9 protein-coding genes are annotated in these 17111 nt (G+C 39.2%); all 9 read right to left on the reverse strand.

From position 1 onward, the window contains the following. Nucleotides 1-74: 74 nt before the first annotated feature. The 9 genes from LQ201_RS04895 to LQ201_RS04935 all read right to left on the reverse strand — a co-directional run bounded on the left by LQ201_RS04895 (nt 75) and on the right by LQ201_RS04935 (nt 16965). Complete coding sequence (locus tag LQ201_RS04895) at nt 75-1508, reverse strand: SusD/RagB family nutrient-binding outer membrane lipoprotein (protein ID WP_230145642.1); 1434 nt, start codon at nt 1506-1508, stop codon at nt 75-77. A gap of 11 nt (nt 1509-1519) precedes the next feature. Then, nucleotides 1520-4654 carry a SusC/RagA family TonB-linked outer membrane protein gene (locus tag LQ201_RS04900; protein WP_230145644.1) on the reverse strand — a complete coding sequence of 1045 codons (3135 nt, stop codon included), beginning with the start codon at nt 4652-4654 and terminating at the stop codon, nt 1520-1522. Nucleotides 4655-4973: 319 nt separating this feature from the next. Beyond that, nucleotides 4974-7406 carry an outer membrane beta-barrel family protein gene (locus LQ201_RS04905; protein WP_230145645.1) on the reverse strand — a complete coding sequence of 811 codons (2433 nt, stop codon included), beginning with the start codon at nt 7404-7406 and terminating at the stop codon, nt 4974-4976. 378 nt (nt 7407-7784) lie between these two features. Further along, entirely contained in the window at nt 7785-8513 is a 729-nt protein-coding gene (locus LQ201_RS04910) for an acyl-CoA desaturase (RefSeq protein WP_215131673.1), read from the reverse strand. 136 nt (nt 8514-8649) lie between these two features. Further along, the gene (locus tag LQ201_RS04915) at nt 8650-9147 is read right to left on the reverse strand and encodes a phosphoheptose isomerase (protein WP_025142534.1); all 498 of its coding nucleotides are present in this window, start codon (nt 9145-9147) and stop codon (nt 8650-8652) included. Between the two features lie 189 nt (nt 9148-9336). Beyond that, the gene (locus LQ201_RS04920) at nt 9337-10167 is read right to left on the reverse strand and encodes a FimB/Mfa2 family fimbrial subunit (protein ID WP_230146606.1); all 831 of its coding nucleotides are present in this window, start codon (nt 10165-10167) and stop codon (nt 9337-9339) included. A gap of 576 nt (nt 10168-10743) precedes the next feature. Further along, nucleotides 10744-12294 (reverse strand): RagB/SusD family nutrient uptake outer membrane protein, encoded by a 1551-nt coding sequence (locus LQ201_RS04925; RefSeq protein ID WP_230146607.1) that lies wholly within the window; start codon nt 12292-12294, stop codon nt 10744-10746. A gap of 32 nt (nt 12295-12326) precedes the next feature. Beyond that, nucleotides 12327-15527: a TonB-dependent receptor gene (locus LQ201_RS04930; protein WP_230145650.1), complete on the reverse strand. Its 3201-nt coding sequence runs from the start codon at nt 15525-15527 to the stop codon at nt 12327-12329. A 712-nt stretch (nt 15528-16239) separates the two neighbouring features. Continuing rightward, nucleotides 16240-16965 (reverse strand): hypothetical protein, encoded by a 726-nt coding sequence (locus LQ201_RS04935; RefSeq protein ID WP_230145651.1) that lies wholly within the window; start codon nt 16963-16965, stop codon nt 16240-16242. Between the last annotated feature and the right edge of the window lie 146 nt (nt 16966-17111).

Genomic DNA, 17111 nt, shown 5'->3' on the forward strand with positions numbered 1-17111 from the left:
GAGCGAATAAATTATAAAAAAAAGCCCTAACCGATGTGCAGTTAGGACTCTGATTATTGTTTTTTATAAGAATGTTACTGATCCCACCACAGTTTGGTTGTTCTTGCCACATCTGCCGGAACATTTGCTCCGTTTTTACTGCGTTCGCCCTGTGGATAATCCAAACGACGGATAAAAGTTGGAAGCGCAGCGTTGGCCGGCATACCGAAATCCTTGTACTTGTAATCGAAACGGCGGGCGTCATTCCAGGCCTCAGGATTTAAATAGGTTGCAATGTATTTCTCTTTAAAAATCAGGTCTTTTGTTAAGGCCGCAGCACCAACATTAACAACAGGATTGGCCAAATAAGCATCTCTTGCAGTTGTCGAAACCAAAAGTTTATCCATATTAGCACTAATACCTGCCAAATAAGCTGCATAGGCTTTTGTTTTATCGGTATCAAAAGAAGCTTCAGCTTCGATAAATTTCAGCTCAGCATAAGTAACAATAAGTATTGGAGCAGTATTGCTGGTCCACGGAGAATTACTGGAAATATAACACTCATCTTTTGTGGTGTTTGCACCAGGCAATCTGTTACCTGCCCCATTTACGGTTCCGATGTAAGTGTTGTTAACGGTTTTATCGGTAATTTTTTCAATTCGTGGATCAAAAACAGTAAAAGTTGCACCATTTAAGGCATCAATAAACTGCTCTGAAAGCCATCCACCCAGCGATTGTTGCGAATTGGACAGTGCCACGTTGGCCCATGGATTACGCTCTTTAAAAGTAGCCATGCCGGCATCGTCCGCATTTGTGGTAAAAGAATTACTCAGCGCTGCCAATACTGCTGTAGGATTATAAGAACTTGTTTTACTTATTTTGTTCAATAATCTGGCTTTTAAACCATAAGCCATTTTCAACCAGTTTGCCCTTTCAGTGGCAGGAGTTTTTCCATAAATTAAATCGCTTGTAGGGGCCAGTTTAACTGTTGCATTGGTTTTGGCAAGTTCAACAATGGCTTCATCCAATAGTGCTATGGCTTGGTTATATACCTCCTGTTGTTTATCATATTTAGGCTTAAGGTTGTTAATGTCGAAAGCTTGCGAAAACGGCGCGTCTCCCCATAAATCATTTACCAGGGTAAGGTTATAGGCAATAATTACATCGGCTACACCTTTATACTCGCTGGAGCCTTGTGCAACTGCCAGTTTTTTCATTTCGTTAGCATCGGCCATGGCAAAATAAAGTGCATCCCAGGTGCTAGTAAAATCAATTGCCTGATAGGTATCTCCGGCCGCATTAGCTGAAGGATTGGCGGTATATTGCACATAAGGGGCAACAATACTTCCGGCAAGGAAATTGTTATTTCCGATTTTGTAAGTTGATGTAGCCAACAATGCATTGAGTGTTGGCGTTGGAACCTGATTCGGATTATCAGACAATTTATCAAAATAATCGTCTTTACAACTCTGCAAACCCAGTGTTGCAATTAAAGCTGCGCACCATGTATATTTTATAATCTTTTGCATCGTAATTCTATTTAAAAACCAACATTAAGTGTAAACATAATTGTACGGGCAGATGGATAGGTAAATCCGGCAGAGCCATCATTGTTACTACCTGAATCGAAAGAACTCGATTCTGGATCTACACCATAATATTTCGTCCATAACCATAAATTATTTCCGGTAACGGATAGTGAAGCATTTTTGATTGATTTTGCAGGCAACCAGTTCTCTGGTAAATTATACGTTAAACTTGCAGAACGTAAACGTACCCATGAGGCATCGCTTACAAAAGGCTCAGAAACGTTTCGGTAGTAAATGCGGTAATAGCCTTCACCATAATCAACACCGTCTGGTCCGATCCGCTGCCCCATGTAAACAGGCTTGGTGTTCGGTTGTCCATTGGCCAAAACGCCGTCAAATACCCGCACTGTTCTTCTATCTGCTGTATAATCAGGCAATCCAAATGCCGAATAAAAATCTTCTAACCAGTTGTATTTCTCAAATCCTAAACGCGCATCAAACAATACATTTAAACTGAAATTTTTGTATTTGAACGTATTGCCCATACCAATAATATAGTTTGGCTGCGAATTACCCAATAATTTTTGTTTGCCACCTGAAATGCTCGGGAATCCGTTTGCTCCAATCAGTAATGGAAGATCTTTATCGAGTACAATCGGATCCTCCGGCGTACTTCCATAATAACGGTTAAAATAGCTGCCATAAATATTGCCATATGGCTGTCCCTGAATCAGTTTCATCGTTACTCCTGCATTGCCGTAACCTCTTGCGGCACCGTAAACAATTTCCGATATTCCGTTAGGCATACTCAATACCATGTTTCTGTTGGCCGAAAAATTAACATTTACATCCCACCTGAAATCTTTTGACACAATTGGTTTACCATTCAATACCAGCTCAACTCCCCTGTTCCTGATATCGCCGGCATTGATTGATTTGGTTACATAACCTACTGCCGAAGAAATCTGCGTTTGGATGATCTGATCTTTGCTTAATGAATAATAGTAAGTAAAATCGAATCCTAAACGGTTTTTAAAGAACGACATCTCTAAACCAGCCTCGTAGGTATTGGTAAACTCGGGACGAAGATCGGGATTGCCAAGGTTTGGAGCAATGGTTAAACCACCTGTTCCGGTTGGCAGCGAGGTATAAGGCGAATATCCGGTAAACGTAGAATATTCGGATGCATCCTTTCCGATCCTTGCATAAGACAAGCGCAATTTGGCCTGATTAATGACGGCAGGCAACTTAAATTGATCAGAAAACACATAACTTAAACTTGCTGAAGGATAGAAAAACGACCTGTTTGCTTTTGGCAGCGTAGAAGTGATGTCATTTCTTCCGGTTACGGTTAAGAAAAGATAATTTTTGTAATCAAAAGTTGCTTCTCCAAAATAACCGATCAGTCTTTTTTGTCTCAGGGTTTGCGTTGGGGTAAGTACACCTGCATTAGCCAAATTAAAGAAATTGTACACACCGAGGATACTGCCCAAAGTACCGATCTCTTTCGATTTACGGTCGTAAAGTTCTTGCCCAAGCCTTAAAGTCCCAGTAATATCATCCGTTAGTTTAGAGGTAAGTGTGGCAACGATAGTGCTGTTAATGGTTCTAAACTTGGTATTGTATTCGCCATAATAACCCTGAGCATTATCGTACATGGCTTCAGTAGCATACATCGGTCCGCGGGCAGTGCGCACACGGTTATCATTATACGTATCTACACCTAAGCGGTAAGAAAAATTAAGCCACTTTGCAGGATCATAACTTAGGCTTGCCCCACCGATAAACCGGTTAACATCACCTTTAAGCCTGTTGTTTGCTGTACCCCAGATCGGGTTATTGGTACCGAAGTATTTTTGCGAACCATCTGCATTCTGATAATCTGCCACATCGTAACGCGGCGACCAATAAGCCAAACTTTCGCCAAAACGGTCTGCACTATAAGTATATCCGCCAGAATTGGTGAAATTCATATTTACAGCGGCCTTAAATTTCGGACTGATGGTAAAGTCTGTATTTAAACGTCCCGAGAAATTTTTGTTATCGGTATTTGGCATCATCCCTTTTTGGTACAACTGCGAAAGAGAAGAGAAAAATTTAATCGCTTCACTTCCGCCAGTAACCGAAATCGAATTTTTAATTTGCTGACCTGTACCAAAAGCACGGTCGTAGTTATTGAATAATTGATCAGGGTGAGTCGGATCAATCAGTTTCGCTTCAGCAATGGTTGGCCCCCATGCCGGTCCAATTCCGCCTGGAGGGTTGGTATAAACGCCCAACACGCCTTGGGTATATTCTGTTTGTACATCCGGCGATTTCAACACTTCATCATAGCCGTAACTACTGTTAAAATTAACGCTAACGCCATTCTGCTTGCCTCTTTTAGTGGTAATTACCACAACACCATTTGCGCCTCTTAATCCATAAAGCGCGGTAGCGGCACCTCCCTTTAAAATATTGATGGTTTCAATATCCTCTGGATTGATATCTGAAGCCCTATTGGTTACACCTCTTGAACCATATGCGGTTCCATCGGGATTAGCCCCGACTGTAGAGGTAGAGTTATCAATCTGCACGCCATCTATTACATATAAAGGATCGCCAGAAATGTTAGGGTCAATAGAGTTAACTCCCCTGATCCGAATACTTGCGCCCTGGCCTGGGCCACCGCCAGTGCTCGAAATTGTAGCACCTGCAACCTTACCTTGTAATGCATTAAGCAAGTTAGGCTGGTGGTTATAATTCAGGTCTTCAGATTTTACAGATTGTGCAGCATAACCTAAAGATTTAGCCTGTCGGGTAATTCCAAGTGCGGTTGAAATGGTTACTTCCTGCAGTTCCTGTGCATCCGCAGCCAGTCCTACATTAACTGTGGTTTTACTACCAACAGTAATTTCCTGCGTTTTATACCCAATAAGACTGATAACCAGTACAGCATTAGCTGATGGCACCTGAATGGTAAAGCTACCATTGGCATTGGTGGAGGTACCTGTTGTACTGCCCTTGATTTTTACACTTGCTCCTGGTAATGGACCTCCATCATCAACAGCGGTTATTTTTCCTGTTATTGTTTTTACCTGTGCCATTGTGGATAGGCCAATCAGTAAAATAAAAAGAAAAAAAAGTGAGGTAAAGATTTTTCTCATATCACAATTGTTTAGTTTAGGGGATTTTAGTTATATGCAATATAACATTTTTAGCACCAAAAACACGCACAAAACATGATCAATAAGGCTGTATTTCGTGCAAAATTTTACATAAACACCCTTCATCCTGCAAAATATTGCAAAAAACATCAACAAAAAACGCATAAACCACCTTACAAGCTTAATTATGCAAAAATATTGCTACTTAAAAATTGGTTAGCGTGGCTTTAACGCTTTTACAGAAAAAAATAGGGACATGAACGAAAAAAGCCTTTCCGAAAGAAATCGAAAAGGCTTAAAATGTATGTTAAATTGGGTTTTACTGCTGAACGCCACCGCCCATGCCACCGCCTTGTTGCTGATCTTGCTTCACATCGTCGTTTTTGATTTTTTTCTTTTCTGTAAATTTAAGTTTACCGAAAGAATAACTAAAGTTCACACCAAAAGAGCGCAGCGGATAGTAGATATTTTGGCTCTGAAAAACTGTTCCAGTAGGTGTAATAGAGTTATTTACAGTTTGGATGTGAAGATCTTTTGTGAAAGGGTTCAAAGTATTTACACCAATTGATCCTTTTTTGTTTAAGATATCTTTCTTGAATGATGCACCATAAAAGATCATCGCATCTGTTTTACCTTGATACGTTCTTCTTGGAGAATTTACTACACCGAATAATTCAAAATTATAACCTTTACCAAAACCATATGCAGAACGGGCAAAAATATTATAGTTTATAAAAGTACCTGTATTAAAATTGGCTACCTTATTATCCACTTCATAAGTATTTAATCCAAAATTACTCATCAAAGTCCATTTTGGTTTAGGATTATATGAGCCAAAGACATTGAAACCGTAAGTTTGGCCAGTACCCACATTAATGTAAGTGGTTAATGGTGTATTGGCAGCAGTTGTAGTAAGTGAACTTTCGATTATCCCTCCTGTACGGCGGTAAAACACTGATGCATTAATTACCGATCCTTTTATAAAGGTACTGTAGCCCAACTCTAAGTTATCACTTAATTCAGGATTTAAATATGGATTTCCCTGCTGTAAGTTAATTGGGTTACTATCGTTAAGGAAAGGATTTAAATAGTTTTGACCAGGTCTTTGTAAACGACGGTTATAACTCAGTTTTAATGTTGCATTTCCTTTTAAGGTTTGAGATATGATTGCACTAGGGAACAAATTCAGATAATCATTCTTCTGAATTCCGTTAGCCTTAGTGTTAAAACTTATTGTAGTATATTCCGTTCTTAAACCGCCTTTAAACTTTAATTTTTTGGTTAAGTTGAAGCTAATTACACCATAAGCTGCGGCAACATCTTGATTATAATCAAAGTCTTGTGATGAAAAATCGAACTGGCTTCTAATTTTACGAAAAATACCTTTTGCGCCTACTTCTAAGGTTGTTGATTTAGAAAATGGGTACGTATAATCAGTTTGAACGGTGTACTCATTATTTTTACTGGTATTGTTTCTTTCAGTAGTTACTCCTGTTAAAGAATCCTGAGGAATAAGTGTATTACTAAACCTTTGCGGCGTACGGCCGGTAGATAGCTGCGCAGAAATAGAAAACTCTTCACCTTCTTTTTTAGAGGTCTTTTTATAATCGACATTCCAATCCATGTTACTGAATGTCATATCCATATCGCTGATATTTTTTTGACGGATACTATTATAAATAAAATCCGATTCACCTGGACCTCCATTTGAAAAACGGTTAAACTTTACATTAGAGCTAATGTTGTTGTATGCATTAAAATCGTAATCAACACCTAAACTACCATTTAAACCATCTCTGCCCCATTTTGAGAAACCGTCTTGTGATAAATTGTTAACACCTCCATTGTTTAGTTTGGTGTTGTTAACGATGACAACCCTCGAATTCTGAGCGTATGCAAAATTTCCTCCTAATGAAGTATTAACACTTAAACGGCCCGTTTTTGCAGTTAAGTTAAATGCACCGTTGTTCTGACGTGTACCTGCTGAAGCATTTACCGAACCACTTACGCCTTGTGCATTAGATTTCTTAGTAATAATATTAATGATACCCCCAGAACCTTCTGCATCGTATTTAGCTGATGGACTGGTAATTACCTCTACACTTTTAATCTGCTCTGCAGGGATCATTTTTAAAGCATCAGCAACGCTGCTGGCCATAGTACCGGAAGGCTTACCATTAATTAAAACGCGTACCGCGCCACCACGCAACTGCACGTTGCCATTAATATCAACCGATAACATCGGCACCTTACGCATTACATCAGTAGCGTCGCCGCCAGCATTCGTTCCATCAGCTTCTGCATTATAAACCATTCTATCGATTTTATTTTCGATAACCGCTTTTGTTCCCTGAACCTGCACATCTGCCAGCGTATTTTCGCTTGATGAAATATAAATTGTACCTATATTATTATCGGGTTTTGATGGCGTGGTGGTAACCAAAACAGATTTTGTTTTGTAGCCCATAAAACCGATCATTAGCTTATAAGAATCAGGTGATACATTTTGTAAGCTTAATTTTCCCTTTCCATCGGTTACACCACCGTTTACAGATTTGTTATCTTTTGCAGTAATCAACGATACCGTTGCGTAATCAATTGGTTTTTTAGTTAGCGAATCGAGTATAGTTGCGGTAATACGTCCGGTAACGGTAGATTTTTTTGGTCCCCCACCCAAGCCACCACCAGTAAACTGGGCATGCGCGGTAAAAAATAATCCAAGGATGAAGGTAAGTAGTAGAAGTTTTTTCATGTTAAAGAGTTAGTCTTTTGTAATTAGTCTACGCAAATTGCATTTTGTTACAATTATAAGCTATACTTTTTACACTAACTCTATCAATTTGCCGGCAAACACCACGCTTTTATCGGTAAAAGGAATTACGGATGACAGTAAGCCCTTTATTGCGCTTTGATTACACTCAAAACCATGAAATGAAACTTGCGACAGTCCTCCGACAGGATGACAAATTGTTAAGATTAATTCCGTGATTCCCTGGTGAAAAAAAGCTATGGCCAGTTTAGTGAACCAAACAGAAAAAATAAATGGTCTGTGAGGACACAGACCATGGAATAAATCCCGAACATTCGGAATAGTAAGACGGAGCAGTTAGCTTTGGGCTTTAGTCTTCCCTTAAACCTTTCTAATTTTTATAATCCGCATCCAGTGCAGCACCTTCATTACGGGATAGGTTGGATCAAATTCCCACCATTTGGTAGCAAAGTTAGGACTGTTTGGTTTTTTGTGGTGGTTGTTCTGAAAAAGTTCGCCCATTAATAAGAAATCCCAAGGTAATGAGTTTTTGCTATGATCATCATTATCATGGTTAGAATAGCCATATTTATGACCACACCAGTTTACAATGGCCCCATGTAAAGGACCCATCAAAAAGTGGATCGGCAATAAAATAAATAGCCACCAGTGATTGGCAAAAGCAACATAAAAACCAATGTAAAATAGTCCGCATGCAATTCTCCAGGCCCATGAATTTCCAATCTTATCCACAATTGGCCATTCGGGATAATTACCCTGGAAAGCTGGCTCTGGCTGTATTTTAAACTGCAGATAATTCATGTACATATTCTTCGTTGCAACCATCATCCCGAAAACATCTTTAAAAAAATGTGGCGAGTGTGGATCTTTCTCTGTGTCGCTATAAGCATGGTGCATCCGGTGCAGAATGGCATAAGCCCTGGGGTTTAAAAATGAAGAGCCTTGCGAGATCAGCAATATCAGATAGAAAAACCGCTCCCAAAAAAGCTCCATTTTAAACATCTTGTGAGACGAGTAACGGTGAAGGAAAAAGGTTTGGCTAAACAGGGATAAAAACCAATGGCAAAGAAAAAAAATGAAGATAATCATGTAAGGATGTGTATGCTTTATAAACGTATTTTGAGGGTGTTTAGTTTTAATCGATTAGAAAACCGCTTAAATTAAGCGTTTAGACAAAAGAATCCTGTTCCAATGCATAGAACAGGATTCTTTTTTAAATTATTTATTATCTGCCGAAATCGTCTTGAACACGTACGATATCGCTTTCATCTGATGGGTTTGAAGCATCGGTATGTTGCCATATTTCTGCTACAACACCCCAATCTTCTAAACCGATTAAACGGTGACGTTCGCCTTGTTGTAATTTGATCTGGTCTTTTGGAGCATATTTTTTCACTTCACCTTCTTCATCCGTTTGGCTGGTTTTAATGCCAACAGTACCGGTTACCACTTGCCAGATTTCGGCTCTGCGGTGGTGATATTGCCACGAAAGGCGCGTATTTGGTGCAACGATTAAAATTTTCGGACTTAATTTACCGCCAATTTTAAGGTCTTCAACATTTAATCCATCAAAATAAGTATCGGCAAATTGTTGCGCCTGTGCTTCATCTATTACAAAGAAACCACCCCAAGGGCGTGTTTCATCGCGGTTTACTACATTAAAACCTTCAATTTTTAAACGTTGTGCTACGCTTTCGAATATTTCTTTTTTGTCGTTTGTCATTGATAAAATATTAGTTTTCTAATGATTGTCGAGGTTCACAGGCATTAATTATTCTCCTGTGTGGTTGTATAATTTTCCGCAAAAATAAGCCTAATAAATTAAAAAAGCCCATTCGGGCTCTTTATTTTTTTGTTTCAGATCTTAAGCGTCATATTTACTGCATTAACCAGGCGTATGAAATGATTATAACTATTCCGTAACAGATGTAAAGTTCATCGTCGCGAACTGCCCGGTTAAGGTTGTGCGCTTATTTTTGGGAACACTAACCTCAACATATTTTTCTGTACTGCCATTCCTAATCCGTATGCCTACAGGAACATGAGTTCTGATGATGTAGTAACTTATGGGGCCATCTTTACTATATTTTAGTGCCGATCCAAAATCATTCTCCATTGCATTATAAGAAATTTGGGTTTCAATTCTATATGCAGTGTAATCATTTTGAAGGTCAATAATGTAATTTGGGAGATCGGTTACCACAACATTCAATAATCCTACAATCCTTTCCATTATCACCTCAATGGTTTGATCACTATTTACAGCGATACCCACCCTTTTTGCGAAAAATGTATCAGATGTTTTGTAAAACTTATCCAAAAAAAACTGTGTTGGTTGCCAATATTGAAAGTTCGCCTCTGCATAGGGTAAATAAACAGGCTTATCTTTATCCGCATCGTAAAATTGATTGATGCCAAATTCACTATTCGATCCAATTGCTACAAAATTATACGTTCCATTAGGCAGCTCAAAGTTGATCTGGCCAAATGTAGAACTTGTAGCCAGTTGTGTCTGCCTGGCCACCTCAGTGCCATCTGCTGTGTTGTAAGCTATAATAGTTAACTGCGCAATGAAATTTTTAAGTGGCTCGGTCGGAAAACCAACATTAGGCTCCCCTACATTGTGGTTTACTCCACCAAGTTTGAAGCCTATTTTGTTCTTTTTCATAGATTCAACTTGTCCACCAAGACCTTTTATACATGAAGATAGCATCACCGCTACAACACCTATTGTTAGCATCATTTTTTTCATAGGGCTTTTTTATAATAAATTTAAAATAATTAAAAACCATTATAGAGCTATCTTTAAAACTGTACCCATAATTGCAAACCTGTGCAATTAAAGTGTACAACTTTTATCTTTCAGAACAGGTTAAAAATTAGAAGCACTTTGTTTTGTGCAGCGAGTGCCTGGTAAAAGATTTTGCAAAACGTGCACAAAACCACTGCGTTTTAGGTTTGGATCGAGGTTAAGGGTTTATGTTAGACCTGTTTTTTTGATTTCCCTGGCGCTTGGCATTGATTGCGTTCTTCAGTTAAGGTAATGCGTTATTCGAGTAAGCAAGCAAAACGCCTAAAAATTCAACCTCGAAAAGATGTGTACACACGGATAGGCCATACGCTTTATCCCGATTGAAAATAATAGGGATGCCAGCTCCTTTAGGTTTATTAACAAAGAATAATTGAATGAAATCATCTTGAAAAATAAGGATATTACAAAACAAAAACGGATGCCCGATATGAGGCACCCGTTTTTTTGTTAAAACATTTCTAATGGTCGGTGTGACACCATCCATTAGAAATAATAAAATACTGTTATTTAATAACCTGGGTTTTGAGTCAGGTTAGGGTTGTTTTTGATTTCTGAAGTAGGAATCGGGAACAATAAATGCTTGGTTTGCAAAGGTTGGTTTACACTTTTATTGATATGACCAACAAAATTATCAAAACCATTGGTGGTTTCATTGTACACTTTACGTAACCGCACCATATCAAACCAGGTAACGCCCTCATAGCACAGTTCGTGCCAGCGTTCTCTCCAAACGGCTTCTTCAAACTGTGTTTGGCTCAAACCTGCAAGATCAGCCAATTGCGCTCTTTTTCGTACTACATTTACCGCAGTATAGGCAGCAACATTCGGACTACCATCTGCCCTGTTCTGTGCTTCGGCATAAATTAATAAGGTTTCGGCATAACGGATCTGTGGAATATTCAGATCACTCCTGCTCGTACCTTCTACACCTAGTGTTCCATTTGCAATCAGATCGAAGTGTTTAAAAACATAAGGCTTACCGCGGTTAACCAACGGCATTTTAAATCCATCGGTATAATAATCGGTAAAGAAATAACCTTCTCTGTTTTTAGCCCTTAAATCTCCTGCCTCATAAGAACCATAAAAATCTGCGGTTGGAATAGCCGTTCCAATGCCATCGATTTTAGAAACCAATGGCTGGTGCAGCGGTAAATAAGATGATTGCAAGGGGTTACCAGATCCGGCAGCATCGTTATATTGGATTCCGAATAAATGCTCTACTTTATTGTCATTCTTCGCATCGTGCAGGGCTCCATAACCAGGGAACAAGCCAAGTGATGCTGAATTCCCGGTTGAATAATCGATTACCTCTTTGGCCTTATCTGCAGCCAATTTATAATATGCTGCTCCTTTGTTAAGGGGCTGTCCGGCCATGGTTAAATATACTTTTGCCAGTTCAGATTTAATTGCCGCCGTAGAAACACGTCCACTTGCATCCATAAAAGGCAAACCTGCCGCTTCTGCAGCAACCAGATCATCAACAATGAGTTTGTACACCTGCTCTTGTGGTGTACGGGAAGGAGAAAAATTGGGATCGTTAGGACTGGTAATCGGCTTGGTGATTAAAGGCACATCGCCCCATAAACGTACCAGGTAAAAATAGGCCCAGGCCCTGATGAAAGCAGCCTCTCCTAAAATCCTTTTTTTCTGTGCATTATCCATCGGGTTAATGCCCGGAACTTTATCCAACACCAGGTTGGTTTGTGCAATCACTTTATAAAATCCGTTCCAGGTTTGGTTAACATGCAGGTTTGTTCCATCATAAATTAATGAATACAAATTGTTCAGATCGGAGTTTTGTGCGGTTTCGGTAGATTGTATACCGGTTGGCGCATCAAGCATCTGCCAGTTATTGGAATAAATACCGGCACCGTTTCCAAGAAACCTGGTCTCTGCATAAACAGCAGCAATACCTGCCTCAGCATGTTCTGGCAAAGTATAAAAATTATTGGGCGAAAGATTGGTGGGATCTGTTTCATCTAAAAACTTCTTACATCCTGAGTTCCCGATTATAGCGACGCTTAGCAACAACAAAGCAGCGATATTTTTTATGTTCATTTTCATTTTGATATCCTTTCTTTAATTAATATTTATAATCCAATGTTTAAACCTACCATGAAGGTGGTTGGCTTTGGATAATCGAAAAATGTTTGACCTTGTGCAAATGCATTTCCATAGGTAGTTACCTCAGGGTCGTTACCTGTAAACTTGGTTGCCAGGAAGAAATTTTGAACGGATGCATAAACACGCAGCTTGCTTAAGCGTAATTTTTCGACAAGTGTTTTATCAAAAGTATAACCCAGTAAAAGGTTTTTTCCACGGATGAAAGAACCGTCTTCTAACCAATGGGTATCCACGTTGGTAACATATCCGGCAGATTGATCCCTGATTGCGGCGACCGGTGTATTTTGATTCTGAGGAGTCCAGGCATTTAATACGCTGGCAAAACTATTGGCCTGTACCTGTCTGTCTTCACCCGAGTGATGGGTCATATTCAACACATCATTTCCATAAGAATATTGAAGTTCTACAATCAGCTCTAAGTTTTTATAGCGGAATGAGTTGCCAAACGATCCCCAGCCTTTTGGCGTTCCGTTACCAATAATCTGACGGTCGGCATCTGTAATGGCATGATCGCCGTTTACATCTAAATATTTAATATCGCCAGGAAGCAAAGTTTTACCACCCCGGTAACTTACATATTGGGCTGCTTCTGCCCTTTCGGCCTCGCTCCAGGTTCCTAAACGTACAAGCCCCCAGAATGAACCCACAGGCTCACCTACCCTGATTATACCAGTCTGATTGGTGAAATTTGGGTTACCCACACCAAAAATATCATCAGGAGTAGCCAAAGAAAGTACCTTGTTACGGTTAAGTGAGATATTGAAACTGGTTTTCCAGGTAAAATTGTCGGTTTGTACGTTTACCGTATTAATCCCTAAATCTAGACCTTTATTCTGCATAGACCCGATATTTTTTCTGATCACCGCGTATCCTGTGGTACGTGGAACCGGGGCATCCAATAACATATCGGTAGTTTTTCTATAATAAAGATCGGCCTCCAAATTAATGCGGTTGTTAAACAAGCCTAATTCTAAACCCGCATCAACCTGTGCTGTTTTTTCCCAAACCAGGTCCGGATTGGCCAACCTGCCGATACCAATACCGGTTACCTTACTATCATTAATAATAGCCGAGTTATTAACCAATGTGGCGAGCGACTGATACGCAGGGAGCTCTGAGTTACCACTTAAACCATAACTGGTTCTTAGTTTTAAGTTAGAGATGGTTTTGTTTCCTTTTAGAAAATCTTCGTCTGAAGCTTTCCAAGCCAATGCTGCTGAAGGGAAAAAGGCGAATTTATGGTTCTCTCCGAATTTGGATGATCCATCTACCCTACCCGTAAATGTAACCAGGTATTTATCTTTAAAAGCATAGTTTAACCTTCCGAAGTAAGAGTTAAAAGCCGATCTGTTACGGCTAGAACCAACCGTAATCGATTTACTTCCAGAGCCCATGTTATTGTTTCCGTAAAAATCGGTTACAAAATTCTCCGCATGGCTGGTATTGCTAAAAAAGCTGGTGGCCTGCCAGGAGATACCCAATAAAGCATTAATGGCATGCGATTCGGCAAAACGTTTGTTATAGGTTAAATAATTTTCCAGTGACCAGAAGGTTTCCCGATCGTCGGTTACATTCGCCGTTCCATTCTGTCCATCAGAGATCCCGTATAACTGTTTGGCATTGTACTCATTAATGTTACGGCTCACAATGTTCGCCCCTAATTGGGTACGGAATTCCAAATCTTTGCTAAAGCTAATAGTAGAATAAATACTTCCCAAAGCAGTTTGGGTAACCATTCCATATTTTTGATCAGTTAAGATGTGCACGGGATTAGAGCCTCCTTCTGCCCATGGAATCAGTTTATTATCGCCCCACTTGCCATCTGCCAGTTTAATTGGTAGAAAAGGAAATGCTTCGGTAATCATACGGACTGAATTTAAGCCGCCCGTTCCCTGATCAACAATGTTTTCATTCTGGTTATTGTAGCTCAAATTACCGCCTACCTTTAACCATGGTTTAATTTTACTATCAAAATTAAATCTGCCCGAATATCGTTTTAAATAAGAGTTCAGCAAAAGTCCCTGGTCATCGCGGTAGCCTGCAAAAACACCGTAAGTACTATTTTCGTTTCCACCTGTAAAACCCAGCTGGTGATTTTGCGAAAGCTTGTTCTGTGTAGATTCTTTTAACCAATCGGTATTATATAATGGATTTCCGTTACCATCGAAAAATTGAGGTAAAGCAATTCTGGCTGCTTTTGGAACGGGTTTGGATGCGTAACTTCCTGCTGCCCAACCTACCGGATCGTAAACTTTAATATTCTCGTAAGCCAGATCCTGCACTTTAACGTACTCAAAGGCATCGAGCATTTTAACATGGTGTGCCGCCAATGTATTGATGCCAAAATCTGCATCATAGGTAATGCGTTGGGCATTTGCTGTTCCTTTTTTGGTGGTGATTAAAATTACCCCATTTGCACCCCTTGCACCGTATATGGCCGTCGAAGAAGCATCCTTTAGCACCTCTACTGAAGCGATATCGCTTGGGTTAATGTAATCGATAGCGTTACTGTTCTGTGTTTGCGATCCCACTGGCAAAGCCACACCATCTACCACATAAAGTGGATTGTTGCTTGTATTGATTGAACTAAATCCACGGATTTTGATATTGGTCTGCCCGCCGGGTCTACCCGAGTTGGTGTTTACCTGTACGCCAGAAATACGGCCAGCCAGTGCCTGGTTTAGCGATGAAGACGGACGTTCCTGAAGTTCGCTGGCTTTAACCACACCAACAGAACCCGTAAGATCTGTTTTTTTCACCGATCCATAACCAATTACCACTACTTCATCTAACTTATTGGCTTCGGCAGGTGCCATTTTAACGCTAATGTTAGCTTCATTGCCAACTGTTATATCTTTGTTTTGATAGCCAACATAAGAAAAACGGATCACATCGTTTGTGTTGGCCTCAATGCTGAATTTACCAGCTTCATCAGTTACAGCGGTTTTACCTGACGAAATGTTTTTGATGCCAACGCCAGGAATAGGCATGTTTTTTTCGTCTAATACGATTCCTGTAATTACTTTTCGGTTTTGGATATGCACTAAAGGCATATCTGGCCCGGAAAACCCCTCGGATTTTTCAGCAACCGGATTCATCGAAAAAGCAGGACTATTGAGCAGAAAAAGCACAGAAAGCCCTGAAATCTTTAGTAGATTGATTTTCATTGGTTTAGGTTTAGAAATGATTAGTTAATAATATATAATTCAACTGCTAGCAGCTAAAACGTTTTATCAATTATTCAATAAAAAAATAATTGACGGCAAATCATCATCTTTAATCAGAAGGCTTGAGTTAAAAGCAATTGTGTGATGGGAGATCGTATTTTTAAACGGGTTAAAAACTACACACAAATAAACTACACAGACATATACTGCACCACAGGTAGCAAATATTCCTAAGCTCATCATCATATTCGGTTATTGATAAATCGATTTATCAATTCAATATTAAATATTTTATCACGAAATCAAGAATATTATTTTGATCATTAGAAGTACATTATCGTATAAATCCGATTACAGTATGATTACTTTTACAGGGCCAAAAATTTTTGAATAAGTATTTCAGGCAAATCAAAAAATGGCTCAGTCTAAATCCACTATGCCTCACCTACTTAAGTGTATTTTTAAGAATTTGATAAAAAAATTAAGTTTTTTTTCAAGAGAAAGCACATCAGGTTTCTTATCAGTAAGATTGATCAGCATTGCTATCACAATGTTATGTTTGGGCCTTGCCGTATATAAACAAGAAAGCCCCATATTGCTATGAGGCCAATTATTTTGTCTTATTCGCATCCACCAATAAAACTAAACCAAACAAACTAATGAAACTAAAAGACAAATAAGTTTGAGAATTGTTTTAGTTATTGATAAAATTTTAAAAATCTAACTCCAAATACGTTTCCTTGGATCTGTATTTCGGAATCTTAACCATACTGTATTTTGCCAACCCTCGGTGATACCTCCAAAAGTTACTCTTTCGACCATTGGTTAATGAATGTATGTGTCCCTCCAAATTATTGCGTTGAATATGATTGTCAATAAGATCCAGTTCTCTTACCAGGTCGGTATCCAATAACTTTTTGTGTGTAACCATATTGGGTGCAATTTTTAACCTATATCTCCACGGTTCGGTAAAAACATACCTGATTTCCTGTTGGCGTGTTTTAACATTGTAAATTTCAACCTGGCTAAAACACGCTTTTTCCTGTTCGGTAAGGTCTAAATTGCTGCTTTCCCATAAATATGGTGTGAGTTCGCGCAGCAATTGCTTTTTGATTTCGTATCCATACCTTCCTTTACTGCGTTTTTTTCGTTTAAAAGTTTTATCATGGTGGTATTCAACTGTATTGATCTTAGCTAATAATGCGGTATAAAACTCGGCTCTTATGCTAAATGCAATATCTGCTCTGAGTACAAAATATCTTTTCCAGCCTCTTTGATAGGGCTTTTCAAGAGGTACCATTGGCAGTTCCCGCCTTTGTATCCAAAGTTCCGATCTTCTTTTACTCAGCCTGATTAATTGTTTGTCGCGATCTGTTTTTACCAACCGCTTTTTCTGCCGTGCGCTTCTAATCCTGCATGGCAATTCATATGTGTCCATCGGACTTCCATTTAATTTCCTTTAACTTGAATGTGGGTCTCAATTCGTCCTTGAGCAAGGATATACCCCTTCAAGGGAAATAAAATGTTATAGCAGATTGAACAGCTCTTGAAGCAACCAATCAAACAAAAACAAATTACATTATT

The sequence above is a fragment of the Pedobacter sp. Bi126 genome, assembly GCF_918698245.1.
Lineage (GTDB): Bacteria > Bacteroidota > Bacteroidia > Sphingobacteriales > Sphingobacteriaceae > Pedobacter.

Excerpts from the sequence above, each read along its gene's own strand:
- LQ201_RS04910 (WP_215131673.1), bottom strand. The coding sequence starts at position 8,513 with ATGATTATCTTCATTTTTTTTCTTTGCCATTGGTTTTTATCCCTGTTT.
- LQ201_RS04920 (WP_230146606.1), bottom strand. The coding sequence starts at position 10,167 with ATGATGCTAACAATAGGTGTTGTAGCGGTGATGCTATCTTCATGTATA.
- LQ201_RS04935 (WP_230145651.1), bottom strand. The coding sequence starts at position 16,965 with ATGGACACATATGAATTGCCATGCAGGATTAGAAGCGCACGGCAGAAA.
- LQ201_RS04895 (WP_230145642.1), bottom strand. The coding sequence starts at position 1,508 with ATGCAAAAGATTATAAAATATACATGGTGCGCAGCTTTAATTGCAACA.
- LQ201_RS04905 (WP_230145645.1), bottom strand. The coding sequence starts at position 7,406 with ATGAAAAAACTTCTACTACTTACCTTCATCCTTGGATTATTTTTTACC.
- LQ201_RS04930 (WP_230145650.1), bottom strand. The coding sequence starts at position 15,527 with ATGAAAATCAATCTACTAAAGATTTCAGGGCTTTCTGTGCTTTTTCTG.
- LQ201_RS04900 (WP_230145644.1), bottom strand. The coding sequence starts at position 4,654 with ATGAGAAAAATCTTTACCTCACTTTTTTTTCTTTTTATTTTACTGATT.
- LQ201_RS04915 (WP_025142534.1), bottom strand. The coding sequence starts at position 9,147 with ATGACAAACGACAAAAAAGAAATATTCGAAAGCGTAGCACAACGTTTA.
- LQ201_RS04925 (WP_230146607.1), bottom strand. The coding sequence starts at position 12,294 with ATGAACATAAAAAATATCGCTGCTTTGTTGTTGCTAAGCGTCGCTATA.